Here is a 15,433-nt window from a genome sequence, read left to right on the forward strand (position 1 = left end):
CAACAACATATAACCAATTCCATTAAATGAAAGGACGTAGACTATGCTTTATAAAGCTCGAACTAAGTCTAAAGAATTGTTAATTATGGAGCTTTTGAACACTCGAATGGATTATGAAGGGGAAGTTTTATTTGATGCCTTAACAGAGAAACTTCAATGTGAATGCATTATTTTAAATGACTTACTACTAAATATAAATAATACCAACTTCCAAATTGATTCTTTAATTATAACTTCAGAGAAAAATTATTTATTTGAGGTCAAAAATTATGAAGGGGATTATTATCACGAATCAGATATGTTGTTTAAAATAACCAAATCCGAAATTATTAATCCTCTTCATCAATTGAATAGAAGTAATTATTTATTACGCCAGCTACTCCTTAATCTTGGTTTTAATCCTCAAATTGATGCTTCGGTTGTTTTTATCAATCCTAATTTCACCCTATATCAAGCACCTCTCAATAAACCATTTATTTTTCCTACTCAACTAGACCAATATTGGGACAAACTAAATACCAAACCTTCAAAGTTAAATAGAAAACACAAGAAACTAGCGGATCAACTTATTTCTTTACATATAACTGAATCGCCTTATCAACAGTTACCATCATATGATTATGAACAGGTACGAAAAGGGATCACTTGTGTTCAATGCAAGTCTTTTTCTATCTACATCGAAGGAAGAAAATGTGTATGTAAGGAATGCAGACATGAAGAATTAGTTACTGCTGCCGTAATACGGAGCGTGAAGGAATTTAAGCTTCTTTTTCCAGATCATCGGATTACTACGAATGCAATTCATGAATGGTGTCAAATGGTACCATCTAAAAAGAGAATTAGAAGAATTCTAAACAATAATTTTAATCAAGTAGGAGTTCGTCAATGGACTTATTATGAGTAATAAGTAGAAGATCTATCCTTTAGTTAGACTGTATTATTCTTATTTTGGGGTTGTCCAGAAAGTCAAAATCCATTGAAAACGAAACATCATAAGCATTGATATATCAACGTTTCTAAAACATTAAAGGGGCGTCTATAAGCCGGAAAATCGACTTATTAGACAGCCCCTTTTCCTATGTTTCCTATCTTGTTTATGTCCTTCAGGAGTCTTATGAAGGACTTTTCTTATGCTCTCTTTCTTAATTATGTTCTTCAATAGTTTTATGACGGACATTTAGCATATACAATTGCTTCTTTTTGGACTTCATCGCCTCTATGAATGACATTTACAAATTTTATTAGATTATTTTTGTCCTTCACAGTGGCATTTCTCCAAAATCCATCTACTAAGCTATCTCCAAAAACCGCTATTCACTTATGGTACGGTTCCCCCCTCATAATCCGAAATGCCCGATAGATTTGTTCGAGCAAAATTAGACGCATGAGCTGGTGGGGGAAGGTCATTTTGGAAAAGGAGAGGGCTTCGTCCGCCCGTTTCATTACCTCTTTGCTTAAGCCGAGAGAGCCTCCGATTAGAAAGGCGATTTTGCTTTTTCCGTATGTGGCCAGTTTATCTATACTATGTGCGAACTCTTCCGAGGATTTCATCTTGCCTTCAATGGCAAGGGCGATGACGTATGCATCGGACGGGATTTTGGCTAAAATTCGTTCGCCTTCTTTGTTTTTGATTAGTTCCATTTCCTGCGGGCTTATTTGTTCAGGAGCCTTTTCATCAGGAAGTTCAATGATGTCAACTTTTGCGTACGATGAAAGACGCTTTAAATATTCGTCGATTCCCTGCTTTAAATATTTTTCCTTCAGCTTCCCAATCGCTATAATTTGAATGTTCAACTTTCATATTTCCCCTTTTTTATTTTATCAACATGTTGATAACTATTTCCCACATAAAATAACAAATATTCCACAGATTTTATCCACAATTGTGGATGAATACCTCTATATTTCGTGTCCGAAAATCAGTTCCCAACTATATATACTGCGGTTTTTTTGCACAATTCACAGGTTGTGGATAAGCTGTGATTAAATTCAATTTTTTGAATATTTGGTGCTATTTCATACTGGTCTACATACATGTCGATTGCTAAATCAATATGATCCTCGCAGCAATACATTTATAATCCTCCTACCCCATAATGAAAACAGGAAAGCTGATTCCGCCTTCCTGTTCTTTAAAAAGATTTTTGTTCAACGAGCTTCAGCTTCACTGTTTTCAACTCGCCATTTCGATAGAATTTTACTTCCACTGTGCTTCCAACCTTTTGGCTGTATAGCTGCTTTCGAAGCTGGAGAACATTTTCAACCTTTTTCCCAGCAAGCTCTATAATTACGTCCTTCTCTCTCAAACCTGCGCGTTGAGCTGGCGACATCGGCTCAACACTCATCACAATCACGCCGTTTTTAACGCCCTTTGGCAAATTTAATGCCTCTTCCCAATAATAGCTTGGGATGTCTTCAAGAGACTGAAGACCGATTCCCATATATGGACGCTTCACTTCGCCGAATTTTTCAAGATCATTAATAATCGGAATTGCAATGTTAATTGGGATAGACAGTCCGATTCCTTCCACCGCGGATTCAGCAATTTTCATGGAATTAATTCCAATTACTTTCCCGTCTAAATTCACAAGTGCTCCGCCGCTGTTTCCCGGATTAATCGCGGCATCCGTCTGCAGCACTTCCGCCTGCCAATCCACTGTTCCGTTTTCATCAATATCAACAGGAATGGTCCGTTCTGTTCCAGAAATAATCCCTTGTGTAACAGACCCAGCAAATTGCAAGCCGAGCGGGTTTCCGATTGCCAACACCGGCTCACCCGGTTTGACTGTGTCCGAATTGCCGAATTCAGCAACCTTCTTAACATGCTTTGCATCCACAACCAATACTGCTAAATCCATCAGCTGATCACTGCCGACAAGTTCAGCGGGAATGCGTGTTTCGTCGTTTAATACAACTTCCAATTGATGCGCTCCGGCTACAACATGATGATTTGTTACAATATAGGCTTTATCGCCTTCCTTTTTGTAGATGACCCCTGATCCTGTTCCTGCTTCTCCCTCTTGTGTTTGATCCCAGAAGCTTACTTGCTGAATATTGACGACTCCGACAACCGCATCACTCACTTTATTAACTGCTTCTGTAACTGCTGAATTCACATTTACATTTACTGTTTTGACTGGCCCTTGGACATTTCCTGTTTCCCCTTCCTCAGTTTGCTCTGGACTGATGTTCAGATTATATGGAAGAATATTGAATTGTGCTAATGCTGGAAGGGAGAAAATAACTAATAACGCGCCTAACACGGCTCCGATTAACCCAGCCAATAATGATCCGCCCCAGTTTCCCCTTTGTTTTCTGTTATTATACCGTTCAAAATCATCATCATAATATCCCATCGCCTCATCATTCCTTTCCGATGACGAATGATTTTATCTACATTATTATAGTATAACGCGAGCTGGCAGGAAAAATATATGACAACATTAACATACCCAACGATGGGGAAATTCAAACATTTAAACAGCTACGAGAGGCGTCGGTTTCTTTGGATCTGTATCATATAATTCAAATTGTTCTCCGACAACGAATCCTTTTTTCTCTAATACTTGCTGGACAGACATTCGTGCGAGCTCTTTCATATTATTTTCTTTACTTAAATGCGCCAAATAAATTCGTTTCGTCTTGTCGCCAATGACATCAGCCATAGCAAGTGCAGCATCTTCATTTGAAACATGTCCAACATCAGATAAAATTCTTCGTTTTACATTCCAAGGATACCGGCACATTCGCAGCATTTCTACGTCATGGTTGCTTTCAAAAATAAAAACATCTGCACCGCGTATGATCCCTTTCATTCTGTCGCTTACATATCCAGTATCAGTAATTAACGCTAGTTTTTTTCCACGGTGGTGAAACACAAAAAACATTGGTTCTGCTGCATCATGGGAAACGCCAAATGATTCAACCTCTAAACTTCCAAACGATTTCGTTTCGCCGATTTCAAAAGTAAACTTTTGTTCTAAATGAATTTCGCCGATTTCTCTCTCCATTGCTTTCCACGTTTTTTCATTCGCGAAAATCGGAATTTCGTATTTTCTCGCTAAAATTCCAAGTCCCTTGATGTGATCGCTATGCTCATGGGTGACTAATATACCGCTTAAATTTTTTATGTCCCGTTGAATTTCTTGAAACAAATTTTCCATTTGTTTACCACTTAATCCTGCATCGATTAACAGGGAATGTTCATCTGTTTCTACATAAATGGCATTCCCTGTGCTGCCGCTCGCAAGAACACTGAAATTAAGGCTCATTTCCTTCACTCACTCCAAATTATTATTCTCTTTCTCCGGTTTAATGACCTGACCTTCCAATGCATTCACATAATAATCTTCTGTTTTATTGACAACTACATGCCATGTCGGAGCCAAAATTTGCTGTTCCGACAGCGGGTATTGTGTGTAATATCCGTATTCTACATCGGTTACTTTACTGTTAGATTTCAAATCATTTTTTTCATAAAGAGCTTCCAATGCTTTAATCGCAGGCAATATTTCCTGCTTCTCCAATTCTTTTATATCTTCTAGCAATGTTTGCTGATAAGACACAATTTCATTTTTATCATTTAAATAAAAGACAATCATACCGATTCCATCACTTACATCTTGAAAAATAATTTTTCCTTTGTATTCCTGCAGACAAATAATTTCCCTTGTTTCTTTGCTGTAGCGCCAAAACTTGTATTGACTGCCCGCAATGATTTGTGTTGTTAAAATTTGCTTGATCTTATTTTCGATACTTTCTCCTACAATTGGAATCGGTTTGTCAAAACTCATCCGAAGCTTTGTTACCGAACGAGTCAACTCCTCATCAGGCAGCATCGGCTTTTGATTTTTCAGTTGTTCGATTTCTTCTTCCTTAAATATTTTGCTTTCTGCCGTTATATAAGAACCTTCTATTACTTCTTTTGGAAGCTTCCCAAATTGTATATTTTCCGCTGCAAACTGCTCTTCAATCGTCGTTTTCGTGATCATATCATATTTGGAGCTTTTGATTTTTTCAACATACTGAAAAGCTAAATAAATATCAAGGATCAGGAAGGCAATAATAAACACCGTTTTCGTTTTACTCCAATCCAATACCTTCCCCTCCTTTACCCGCTTTTTTCACATTCAGCCTTTGATATTTATCGTTTTCGAGTTCAATGCACCATATCGGCTCCAAATTTACGATATTTTGCCGTGACGACTGTTGTATGTCATAAGCGGGAAAAATACGTTTTATTTTGTCGGCTTCAATGCTTGGATTATCCTTAATAGCTTCAATTATATCTGCTGCTTTAGGTAAAGTCGTTTTATCTTCCCGGATAAAACCATCCAAATAAAATAACGGACGCTGATATAAGGCAATATCATTCTTTCCCCAGCTTTGCATAATCGTCGTGATCGAATAATGCGAATCGCTGAACGAAAATACTGGCAAATTTCGAACCGTTAGACGAAAATAAATTTTCTGTTCTTGATCCGTTTTTTCGAAGCGATAATCATTTAATCCTGACAGCCAACCGCCATGTTTGTTCAAAAAATCAATGCTCTGCAAGATCAATTTTCCTTTTTCCGTCGTTAAAGACTGGTCAATTGTCGGATTAACGTAAACAACCCTTTCTTTATCTTCGTTGATGACAAGCTGACGGGAGCTGTCTGTATACACAAATTCGGAAGCATTGACATCCCGTTTTACATAACTTGGATCACTAAACAATGCATTTTTAAACTGCTCACCGCTCATTGATTTTGTAAAATATTGAAGGCGATGAATCGGAAACGGCTTTTCAGGCAAAAATAATCCGTTCCAAAACACGTAGCTTTCAAAGCTTTCTTTTTCTTTATACACTTCCGTCCACAAATTGCTTAAAGCGGTTTTCACCTGTGCTTCTACAACATATTTATGCTCGTAGTCGACTAAATAAAGCTTTCGGTTCGCTTTCTCGTTTGTCAGAGGAATGTAAATCCGATCAAATTCTATATTGAAATCTTCTTCATCCGTCCAGTCGGTTATTGATAAGAGGGCTGACATCGGAATCGAGTCGTTAAAAATAACTTCAAAGTTAGGGGTTGAATTATGTATTTCCCTGTTTATCCATTGATTAAAACCATATTGCTTTTCAATCTCTCCAGAAATATTTTTGAATTCTTCTAGCTCCCACTGACGGATATCCTTCCAAATTCTTTCGATGACGATTTCGTCATAAGTTGCGTAATGTTTTATTTTTTCATGAATCATAATATGATCCGGCTGCACGACTTCATAAGGCTTTTTTGTTACATTGCTTAACGGGTTGTTTTCAATATAGTTGGAGTTCGAAATTTCCCCGTAGTTTGGCTGATATGTCCAAATATTCCAGGTGAAGAATAAACTTGTCAGCACTAAAAATGTTAAAATAATGGATTTTATCGTTTCCCGGTTCATAGCCAATCATCCTCTTGGTTCTGTTCATATGGCAATGTGAAAAATACAGTCGTGCCTTTTCCTTCTTCACTTTCCACCCAAATTTCTCCTCCGTGTGCTTCCACCATCTCTTTTGCAATTGCAAGACCTAGACCGGTTCCGCCCATTTTGCGTGATCTAGCCTTATCAACACGATAAAAACGTTCAAAAATTTTTTTCACACTTTCTTTCGGAATTCCAATGCCTTCATCTTTTACACTGACTTCAATATGGTCAACTTGTTCTTTTACTTGAAAAGAGATTTTTCCACCTTCAGGAGAATATTTCAATGCATTGGAAATAATATTATCGAGCACTTGCGTAATTTTATCGGGTTCAATTTCTACATAAAGGCTTTTTTTCGGAATGTTTCGTACAAATGTGACATGCTGCTGCTTAGACATTTCAAAACGATCAATAATTTTGTGGAAAAAGTCTGTGAAATTCACCATGTCTTTATTTAATTGATAATCTTTACTATCTAGTTTTGATAGCTGGAGCAAGTCATTAACCAGCCTAATCATCCGCTCCGTTTCGTTTTGCGTCACTTGTAAAAATTTTGGTGCGATCGTTTCGTCTTTCCAAGCCCCTTCCGCCAATGCTTCCAAATAACTGCGCATTGTAGTAAGCGGCGTCCGCAGCTCATGAGAAACGTTTGCGACAAATTCACGCCGCTCTTGGTTGATTCGTTCCTGCTCTGTTACATCGTAAACTACTGCAATCAATCCGTTAATATGATCTTCATCAATTTGTATCGTAGAAAAGCTGATTCGTAATATATACGGTTTTTCCTCTGTGCTGAAATCTAACAGCATCGGTTCTTGCTGGTTCACTAAATCTTCAAAAGTACATTCATCCGTTAAATCTAAAAGCTCCACAATTGATTTTCCTAAGGCTGTTTCACGTGAAACATTCAACATTTCATGGGCCGGATTGTTCATGACAATTACTTTTCCATGCCGATCTGTAGCTATGACACCTTCTGTCATATGAGTAATAATAGACGCCAGCTTTCTGCGCTCTTCTTCAGTTGTTTCCTGTGCTTCCTCCAATTTTTCCGTGAGATGATTGAATGTTAATGCAAGCTGTCCAATTTCATCTTCTCCATACACTTTTACTTTTCTGGAAAAATTCCCTTTTGCCAGCTCCAACGCTTGCCTTCTCATATCTGACAACGGACGGGTTATAGTGCGGGCAAGAAAAATTCCTAGCGCCGCGGTAATAAGAAGGGACATCCCTGTGCCTGTTGCAAAAATTTTGTTAATCGTCCGCAATTGTGAAAAAACTTCCTCCATTGAGGCAACGACATAAACAACGCCAATTGTTTCTCGTTTATAATCTGTGACGATCGGAGTCGCTGATACGTACATTCGATGCTTCGTTTGCGGATCAAGCAAAATATTGCTTTCAGGCGTACCGACGATTAAAGTCCGTTTAATCATATTTTCAGTTGTTCTTTTCCCGATCACATCTTTGTTGTAATCAGATGTCCCGATGACACGCGCATCTTGGTCCACTACGCGAACTTCATGAATTTCCTCCCGTTTAAAATCTTGCAAAATAGCAGATATCTCATCTTCCATATTCAATGATTCGTCCACTTCTTCATTCGTCATCGCTTGCTCAATCTGGTAAGCCAGCAAATCAATCCGCTGCGAAAGGGAAGATTTAAAATTTTCTATAAGAGAAGATTCCAATTCCTTAACGAAGTAAATACCGATGATTTGCATAGCCAAAATAATCAGAAGCACATAGATCAGCACAATTTTAAAATGTATCGAACGTAAAAAACTCACTCGACTGCTATACATGTTCACTGCTCCTGTTCAGGATTGCGCAAATAATAACCTACCCCTCTTCTTGTCACAATCCATATTGGATGGCTTGGGTTGTCTTCAATTTTTTCCCTAAGTCTTCTAACCGTGACATCTACAGTTCTGACGTCTCCGAAATAGTCATATCCCCAAACGGTTTGCAGCAAATGCTCTCGGGTCATGACCTGTCCAATGTGCTTCGCTAAATAGTGAAGCAATTCAAACTCACGATGAGTAAGCTCGATCGTTTCTCCCCGTTTTGAAACGACATATGCATCAGGATGAATAACGAGAGAGCCGATTTGAATTTCCGACTGTTCAGAAGCCGCTTCCCTTGCAGCATTTGTTTGCTGTCTTCGTAAATTTGCCTTTACCCTTGCCAAGAGCTCTCTTGTGCTGAATGGTTTTGTCACATAATCATCAGCACCAAGCTCCAGACCAAGCACTTTATCGATTTCTGAATCTTTCGCAGTCAACATAATAATCGGCATTTCATATTTTTTTCGAACTTCCCGGCACACTTCCATTCCATCCTTGCTGGGAAGCATAATATCTAACAATATCAAGTCAGGTTTAATTTCTTCCACCATTTCAATCGCGCTTGTTCCATCATAAGCACAGTATACATCAAAACCTTCTTTTTTAAGATTAAACTCTAATATATCTGCAATTGGTTTTTCGTCATCAACAACTAATATTTTTTTATTTTCCATCATTTTCTCCCCTTTTGATCTATTAACTTTACTTTACCACGATTACATTCATCTCATCATCAACTTTCAATACAAATGGAAAAAACAAGCAGAAAACCCCTAGCTATTGCTAGAGGTCTTAAATTCAATAGGTTTTGGAACTTAGAGTAAACCCCTGTAAATTCCTATCAAACCTATTATATCAATTTTTATCTTATTGTAACAGCTTGAGATGAGAAATCAAATTTCTATTTACAACCACAAATGTTACCAATTTTGGTTTAACTTACTTATAGCCAAAAATAGCACGGATAAACCGTGCGTATGAAGTGGCTCGGGACGGAATCGAACCGCCGACACAAGGATTTTCAGTCCTTTGCTCTACCGACTGAGCTACCGAGCCGTATAAAGTTTTCAAGAATGCGAACTCTTTTTCCCTCTCTCAAGCCTTTCATATATGTGGATTCTCGAATGTGAGGCAGCTTGTATAATATTTCTCGATTGTAATGGTGAGCCATGGAGGATTCGAACCTCCGACCCTCTGATTAAAAGTCAGATGCTCTACCAACTGAGCTAATGGCTCATAAAAAATTTTTTCCTTCTAATCCATTTTAAAATTTGTCAGATGTCCCTTCCTCTTCTAGCTTTTTCGAGGATGTTGGATGCGTCGGGACAACTCGTCGCTTATTCGATGAAGCCTTGCTCGTTGCTCTACCGACTGAGCTAATGGCTCATAAAAAATTTTTTTCTTCTAATCCATTTTTCATTTGTCAGATGTCCCTTCCTCTGCCAGTCTTTTCGAGGATGCTGGATGCGTCGGGACAACTCGTCGCCTATTCGATGAAGCCTTGCTCGTTGCTCTACCGACTGAGCTAATGGCTCATAAATTTTTTTCTTCTAATCCATTTTTCATTTGTCAGATGTCCCTTCCTCTTCTAGCTTTTTCGAGGATGATGGATGCATTGTGCGAACAGTTCGGAGCCAATACGCTCATTTTTCTCAAGACGTGTATAATAATATCATTTCTAGAGGGACAAAACAACGATTTTTTTTAATTTCACAAAAAAAAGAGGGAACAGCCGATCCCTCCAAGTTTATTATATTGGACTGTATACACTGCGGACAACATTTGTTTGTGAACGATCTGGACCAACTGAAAAGATGGAAAGTGGGATACCTGTTAACTGGGAAATCCGTTCAACATAATGGCGTGCATTGTCAGGAAGATCGTCCAAGCTTTTTGCCCCCGTAATGTCTTCCTTCCAACCCGGCAATTCCTCATAGACAGGTTCGCACTGTGCAAGTACTTTTAAACTTGCTGGAAATTCTTCTAAAATTTCACCTTTGTATTTGTAGGCGATGCATATTTTTAATGTTTCGATTCCTGTCAATACATCGATGGAATTTAAAGATAAATCAGTTATTCCGCTTACCCGGCGCGCATGGCGAACAACAACGCTGTCAAACCAGCCCACTCGACGCGGACGTCCTGTTGTTGTACCATATTCCCGTCCAACTTCACGAATTTGATCGCCAATTTCATCGTGGAGCTCTGTCGGAAACGGACCGTCTCCTACACGAGTTGTATAAGCTTTTGATACGCCGACAACATGTTTAATTTTCGTAGGACCTACACCTGCTCCAATTGTCACACCGCCTGCTACTGGATTGGAAGATGTAACAAAAGGATATGTACCTTGATCGATATCAAGCATAACACCTTGAGCGCCTTCAAATAAAACACGGCGTCCTTCATCAAGCGCGTCGTTCAGCACAACAGATGTGTCGCATACATATTGTTTGATTTGTTGGCCGTACTCGTAGTATTCATTTAAAATCTCTTCCAGTTTAAACCCTTCAACTTCGTATACTTTTTCAAACAGGCGATTTTTTTCTTCTAAATTTCTTCTCAATTTTTCTTCAAAGACTTCACGATCCAATAAATCGGCGATGCGGATGCCAATACGGGCTGCTTTATCCATATAGGCTGGACCTATTCCTTTTTTCGTCGTCCCGATCTTGTTGGCTCCTTTTCGTTCTTCTTCCACTTCATCCAATTTTAAATGATAAGGCAAAATGACGTGAGCGCGGTTGGAAATTCGCAGATTATTTGTTTGAATTCCCCGTTTATGCAAACCGTTCAACTCTTCTACCAGCGCTTTAGGATCGACAACCATTCCGTTTCCGATGACACAAATTTTATCTTGATAAAAAATACCGGATGGGATTAAATGCAGTTTATATGTTTCACCGTTAAATTTGATTGTATGGCCAGCATTGTTTCCACCTTGGTAACGGGCGATCACTTCCGCATTTTGAGAAAGGAAATCGGTTATCTTCCCTTTTCCTTCATCCCCCCATTGTGTACCAACAACAACAACTGATGACATGTGTGCACCTCCGTGTTCACCAAAAATCCAATACAAAGAAACAAGTTTATTCTACCAATTGTAGCAAGTAGAGTCAATAAAATCCGAACGTTCACTTTATTATTAAATATTTTGTTCGTGTTATATAAGATACTTACAAAAAACAACTGCCTCATCAAGAGACAGCAGGAGGAATATGATCGTCTTCATATCTTCTTTCAAGATTTACAAATTTATTATATTCTTTTACAAATGCAAGCTGAACAGTTCCTACAGGGCCGTTCCGCTGCTTGGCTATAATGATTTCAATAATATTTTTGTTTTCTGATTCCGTATTGTAGTAATCATCTCTGTATAAAAAGGCGACGATATCTGCATCCTGCTCAATACTACCGGACTCCCGAATATCTGACATCATCGGGCGTTTATCTTGACGCTGCTCGACGCTTCGTGATAGCTGGGATAATGCGATGACCGGCACTTCCAATTCACGTGCCAAAGCCTTAAGAGATCTTGATATTTCCGAAACTTCCTGCTGGCGGTTTTCCCGATTCCGCCCGCTTCCTTGAATTAATTGCAAATAATCTATGATAATTAAACCAAGGCCCTTTTCCTGTTTTAACCGTCTGCATTTGGCGCGAATATCACTCACTCTTATGCCAGGTGTATCATCAATATAAATGCCGGCATTTGATAAACTCCCCATTGCCATCGTCAACTTTCCCCAATCATCCGGGGTTAAATTTCCCGTTCGCAAATTTTGGGCATCTATGTTTCCTTCTGCGCAAAGCATACGCATGACAAGCTGTTCCGCACCCATTTCCAAGCTAAAAATCGCTACATTTTCGTCCGTTTTCGTCGCAACATTTTGAGCGATATTTAAGGCAAATGCAGTTTTACCGACAGACGGGCGGGCCGCTACGATAATTAAATCATTTCGCTGAAAGCCGGCTGTCATACGATCCAATTCGGAAAAGCCTGTAGGAATTCCTGTAATTTCCCCTTTGCGATTGTGGAGCATTTCAATTTTATCGTATGTTCGAACAAGAATATCTTTAATGTTTTGAAACAATCCGGCTTTTCTCCGCTGCGCCACTTCCATGATGCTTTTTTCGGCTTCTGTTAAAAGTGTTTCCACATCGTCTTCCCGATTATAGCCTTCTTGAGCTATAGCCGTTGCTGTTCGTATAAGTCTTCTTAATATCGATTTTTCTTCAACAATTTTCGCATAATATTCGATATTTGCTGCTGTAGGAACGGATCCCGCTAAATCGCTTAAATAAGAAACCCCGCCAACCTCTTCCAAAATTTTCGCATCCGCCAAGTCTTTTGTCACAGTTACTAAATCGACGGGCTCTCCTTTTTCCGAAAGCCTCAACATCGATTGAAAAATCTTTTGATGGCTGGATCGATAAAAATCTTCAGGAACTAATATTTCGGAAGCTAACATAAGCGCTTCAGGTTCTAAAAAAATTGCCCCAAGCACTGCCTGCTCTGCTTCTATATTTTGTGGTGGAATTCGATCACTGACCAGAAGATCATTCAAGATGATCACCGCCTTACCGTGGACACATAAATTTTTTCTCCAAAAAGTATAAAGAGAAATGTGGCATTACTTCAAGATCAACTTCTTTCCATAATACCACATTGCTCCTTGCCATTATTCTTCTGTAACATGTACCTTTAACGTCGCCGTCACTTCCGAATGAAGCTTAATCGGAACATTTGTATAGCCTAAAGAACGAATCGCATCTGGAAGATCAATCTTCCGTTTATCGATTTGAATATTATGTGCTTTTTTTAATTGATCAGCAATTTGTTTGCTTGTTACGGAACCAAATAATCTTCCGCCCTCACCGGCTTTCGCTTTTAATTCAACCGTGATTTTTTCAAGCTGTTCTTTTAATTTTTTTGCCTGCGCTAATTCTTCCGCTGCCTCTTTTTCTTCTTTTTTCTTTTGCGCTTCCAGCTGTTTTAAATTGGCACTCGTCGCTTCAACAGCCAAACCTTTTTTAAAAAGATAATTTTGGGCATAGCCGTCAGCTACATTTTTTACTTCACCTTTTTTCCCTTTCCCCTTTACATCTTGTAAAAAAATTACTTTCATTCTTCATTTCTCCCTTCTAAATATTGTTGAACAGCTTCTTTTAATCGTTTTTCTGCTTCATTTATCGTAACATGCTCCAACTGGGTCGCGGCATTTGTTAAATGCCCTCCACCTCCAAGTGCTTCCATTATTAATTGAACATTAAAATCGCCCAATGATCTAGCACTAATACCGACTGTATGTTCATCACGCTTCGCAATGACAAACGACGCCAATACGCCGTTCATTGATAAAAGAGTGTCAGCTGCCTGAGCAATGATCACTTGATCGTAATATTCATCTTCTCGATCTGCTTTTGCTATTGCAACCCCATTATTCATAATCTCTGTGTTTTGAATGAACTTGGCACGTTGAACAAATTGTTGAATATCCTCTTTCAACAATTTTTGGACAAGGATTGTATCCGCTCCTTTTGATCGCAAATAAGACGCCGCATCGAATGTTCTAGAGCCTGTTCGAAGCGTGAAGCATTTTGTATCTACCGTAATACCTGCCAACAATGCAGTTGCCTCTATTGTACTCATTTTAAATTCTGCAGGCTGATATACTAAAATTTCCGTAACAAGTTCAGATGTAGATGATGCATAAGGTTCTATATAAACAAGCAGTGGATCTTGAATAAATTCTTCTCCCCTGCGATGATGGTCAATGACTACTACATGGTCAATTTCGCTCAGCAATTTTTGTTCAGCCACCATTGAAGGTTTATTCGTATCTAGAATCACGAGAAGAGAATGATCTGTTGCAATATTCAGGGCTTCATCCGGAGTGATGAATCTGGACCATAACTCAGCGTCCTTCTTTACTTCCTCCACAAGCTTTTGAAGTCCTTGGCCGAATTCTTCATGGTTTACAACAATAAAACCTTCTTTATGATTGATTTGCGCCACCTTCAATATTCCTATTGCTGAACCAATTGAATCCATGTCAGGATTTTTATGACCCATAATAAATACTTTATCACTTTCACGAATGATTTCTTTTAATGCATGGGAAATCACTCGAGCTCTAACGCGTGTGCGTTTTTCGATCGGATTTGTTTGTCCGCCGTAAAATTTAACCTTGCCATTTCCCCGTTTAATAGCAACTTGGTCTCCTCCGCGGCCTAAAGCAAGATCTAGACTCGACTGCGCCAGATGCCCCAATTCAGACAGATCTTTAATGCCGGCTCCAATCCCGATGCTTAAGGTGAGAGAAACATTTTGAATAACCGCTTTTTCTCTGACTTCATCTAAAATAGAAAATTTCGTTTTTTCAAGCTCAGCCAAAATTTTTTCATTAAAAACCGCAATAAAACGTTCAGAGGAAACTCTTTTTAAAAAAAAACCGTTATCGACTGCCCATTTATTTAATATGGATGTCACAAGACTGTTTAAATTGCTCCGCTTTTGATCGTCGAGCCCTTGTGCGATTTCATCATAATTATCTAAAAATATATAAGCTAAAACAATCCGTTCGCTTTCATACTGCTTTTTTAGTTCCGTGTGGTCCGTTTCATCAAAAAAATAAAGAAGCCTTTCTTCTTTTTTGACAATGACGCGAAATTTACGGTTTTGAAGAGTCACGATATCGGAATCTATCCCTTTTTGAAATAACACTTTTAATGTTTCAGAAATTTCGTCAAGAGGACGACCGACCAGCTTGTCGTTCTTAAAATATGAAGCTAAAAATGGATTGACCCATTCCACGGCAAATTGATCGTTGATAAGCATAATGCCAATCGGCATCTTCATAAAAACTTCATCGCCAGCTTTTTTCAAACGAAACGTTAAATCAGAAATAGAATGTTCCAATTCTAATTTCAATCGTTTAACAGCATAAAAGAAAAAAAACAACAGACAACCTGCAACGATTGCGCTAATACAGCCAATCACCCAATTATAAAATAACAGAAAACCGATCATTGCCGCTATTACGCCGATGAGTGCGTATAACGGGTAAAAGAATAAAGGTTTTTCAAAAAAACTCGGCATTTTATTCAGCTCCTTGCAAAAAGAACGAACCAAG

General features: G+C 38.6%; 13 protein-coding genes and 2 tRNA genes. 1 reads left to right on the forward strand and 14 read right to left on the reverse strand.

Going from position 1 to position 15,433, the window contains the following annotated elements; genetic code table 11:
- Positions 1-43 precede the first annotated feature (43 nt).
- Entirely contained in the window at positions 44-904 is an 861-nt protein-coding gene (locus NSU19_RS19465) for a nuclease-related domain-containing protein (protein ID WP_339198148.1), read from the forward strand.
- A gap of 410 nt (positions 905-1,314) precedes the next feature.
- Here the strand turns inward: NSU19_RS19465 and rlmH are convergent, their stop codons facing one another.
- From rlmH to NSU19_RS19535, 14 genes are all read right to left on the reverse strand, one after another.
- A complete protein-coding gene (rlmH, locus tag NSU19_RS19470) occupies positions 1,315-1,794 on the reverse strand; it encodes a 23S rRNA (pseudouridine(1915)-N(3))-methyltransferase RlmH (protein ID WP_339198150.1) in 480 nt (159 codons plus the stop codon).
- A 125-nt stretch (positions 1,795-1,919) separates the two neighbouring features.
- Positions 1,920-2,075 (reverse strand): CxxH/CxxC protein, encoded by a 156-nt coding sequence (locus NSU19_RS19475; protein WP_339198152.1) that lies wholly within the window; start codon positions 2,073-2,075, stop codon positions 1,920-1,922.
- A 57-nt stretch (positions 2,076-2,132) separates the two neighbouring features.
- Positions 2,133-3,356 (reverse strand): S1C family serine protease, encoded by a 1,224-nt coding sequence (locus NSU19_RS19480; protein WP_339198154.1) that lies wholly within the window; start codon positions 3,354-3,356, stop codon positions 2,133-2,135.
- A 120-nt stretch (positions 3,357-3,476) separates the two neighbouring features.
- Positions 3,477-4,271, reverse strand: coding sequence for an MBL fold metallo-hydrolase (locus tag NSU19_RS19485; protein WP_130158225.1), 795 nt, complete (start codon positions 4,269-4,271; stop codon positions 3,477-3,479).
- A 9-nt stretch (positions 4,272-4,280) separates the two neighbouring features.
- Positions 4,281-5,096 (reverse strand): two-component system regulatory protein YycI, encoded by an 816-nt coding sequence (gene yycI / locus NSU19_RS19490; RefSeq protein WP_094244808.1) that lies wholly within the window; start codon positions 5,094-5,096, stop codon positions 4,281-4,283.
- Positions 5,083-6,426 (reverse strand): two-component system activity regulator YycH, encoded by a 1,344-nt coding sequence (gene yycH, locus NSU19_RS19495; protein WP_339198157.1) that lies wholly within the window; start codon positions 6,424-6,426, stop codon positions 5,083-5,085. The genes yycI and yycH overlap by 14 nt, the downstream gene beginning before the upstream one ends.
- A complete protein-coding gene (walK, locus tag NSU19_RS19500) occupies positions 6,423-8,255 on the reverse strand; it encodes a cell wall metabolism sensor histidine kinase WalK (protein ID WP_339198159.1) in 1,833 nt (610 codons plus the stop codon). The genes yycH and walK overlap by 4 nt, the downstream gene beginning before the upstream one ends.
- 2 nt (positions 8,256-8,257) lie before the next feature.
- The gene (yycF, locus tag NSU19_RS19505; protein WP_063387767.1) at positions 8,258-8,971 is read right to left on the reverse strand and encodes a response regulator YycF; all 714 of its coding nucleotides are present in this window, start codon (positions 8,969-8,971) and stop codon (positions 8,258-8,260) included.
- Positions 8,972-9,280: 309 nt separating this feature from the next.
- Positions 9,281-9,353: transfer RNA gene (locus tag NSU19_RS19510), tRNA-Phe, on the reverse strand.
- A gap of 104 nt (positions 9,354-9,457) precedes the next feature.
- A tRNA-Lys gene (locus tag NSU19_RS19515) sits at positions 9,458-9,533 on the reverse strand.
- A gap of 514 nt (positions 9,534-10,047) precedes the next feature.
- Complete coding sequence (locus NSU19_RS19520; protein WP_063387766.1) at positions 10,048-11,340, reverse strand: adenylosuccinate synthase; 1,293 nt, start codon at positions 11,338-11,340, stop codon at positions 10,048-10,050.
- A 154-nt stretch (positions 11,341-11,494) separates the two neighbouring features.
- Positions 11,495-12,865: a replicative DNA helicase gene (dnaB, locus tag NSU19_RS19525; RefSeq protein WP_063387765.1), complete on the reverse strand. Its 1,371-nt coding sequence runs from the start codon at positions 12,863-12,865 to the stop codon at positions 11,495-11,497.
- 114 nt (positions 12,866-12,979) lie between these two features.
- Entirely contained in the window at positions 12,980-13,426 is a 447-nt protein-coding gene (gene rplI / locus NSU19_RS19530; RefSeq protein ID WP_063387764.1) for a 50S ribosomal protein L9, read from the reverse strand.
- Positions 13,423-15,399, reverse strand: a complete 1,977-nt coding sequence (locus tag NSU19_RS19535; protein WP_339198162.1) for a DHH family phosphoesterase — start codon at positions 15,397-15,399, stop codon at positions 13,423-13,425. The genes rplI and NSU19_RS19535 overlap by 4 nt, the downstream gene beginning before the upstream one ends.
- Between the last annotated feature and the right edge of the window lie 34 nt (positions 15,400-15,433).

The sequence above is a fragment of the Aeribacillus sp. FSL k6-2211 genome, assembly GCF_037966125.1.
GTDB lineage: Bacteria > Bacillota > Bacilli > Bacillales > Aeribacillaceae > Aeribacillus > Aeribacillus composti.

Coding starts and splice junctions, on each gene's coding strand:
- NSU19_RS19465 (WP_339198148.1), top strand. CDS start 44: ATGCTTTATAAAGCTCGAACTAAGTCTAAAGAATTGTTAATTATGGAG.
- NSU19_RS19475 (WP_339198152.1), bottom strand. CDS start 2,075: ATGTATTGCTGCGAGGATCATATTGATTTAGCAATCGACATGTATGTA.
- NSU19_RS19480 (WP_339198154.1), bottom strand. CDS start 3,356: ATGGGATATTATGATGATGATTTTGAACGGTATAATAACAGAAAACAA.
- NSU19_RS19485 (WP_130158225.1), bottom strand. CDS start 4,271: ATGAGCCTTAATTTCAGTGTTCTTGCGAGCGGCAGCACAGGGAATGCC.
- yycH (WP_339198157.1), bottom strand. CDS start 6,426: ATGAACCGGGAAACGATAAAATCCATTATTTTAACATTTTTAGTGCTG.
- walK (WP_339198159.1), bottom strand. CDS start 8,255: ATGTATAGCAGTCGAGTGAGTTTTTTACGTTCGATACATTTTAAAATT.
- yycF (WP_063387767.1), bottom strand. CDS start 8,971: ATGGAAAATAAAAAAATATTAGTTGTTGATGACGAAAAACCAATTGCA.
- NSU19_RS19520 (WP_063387766.1), bottom strand. CDS start 11,340: ATGTCATCAGTTGTTGTTGTTGGTACACAATGGGGGGATGAAGGAAAA.
- rplI (WP_063387764.1), bottom strand. CDS start 13,426: ATGAAAGTAATTTTTTTACAAGATGTAAAGGGGAAAGGGAAAAAAGGT.
- NSU19_RS19535 (WP_339198162.1), bottom strand. CDS start 15,399: ATGCCGAGTTTTTTTGAAAAACCTTTATTCTTTTACCCGTTATACGCA.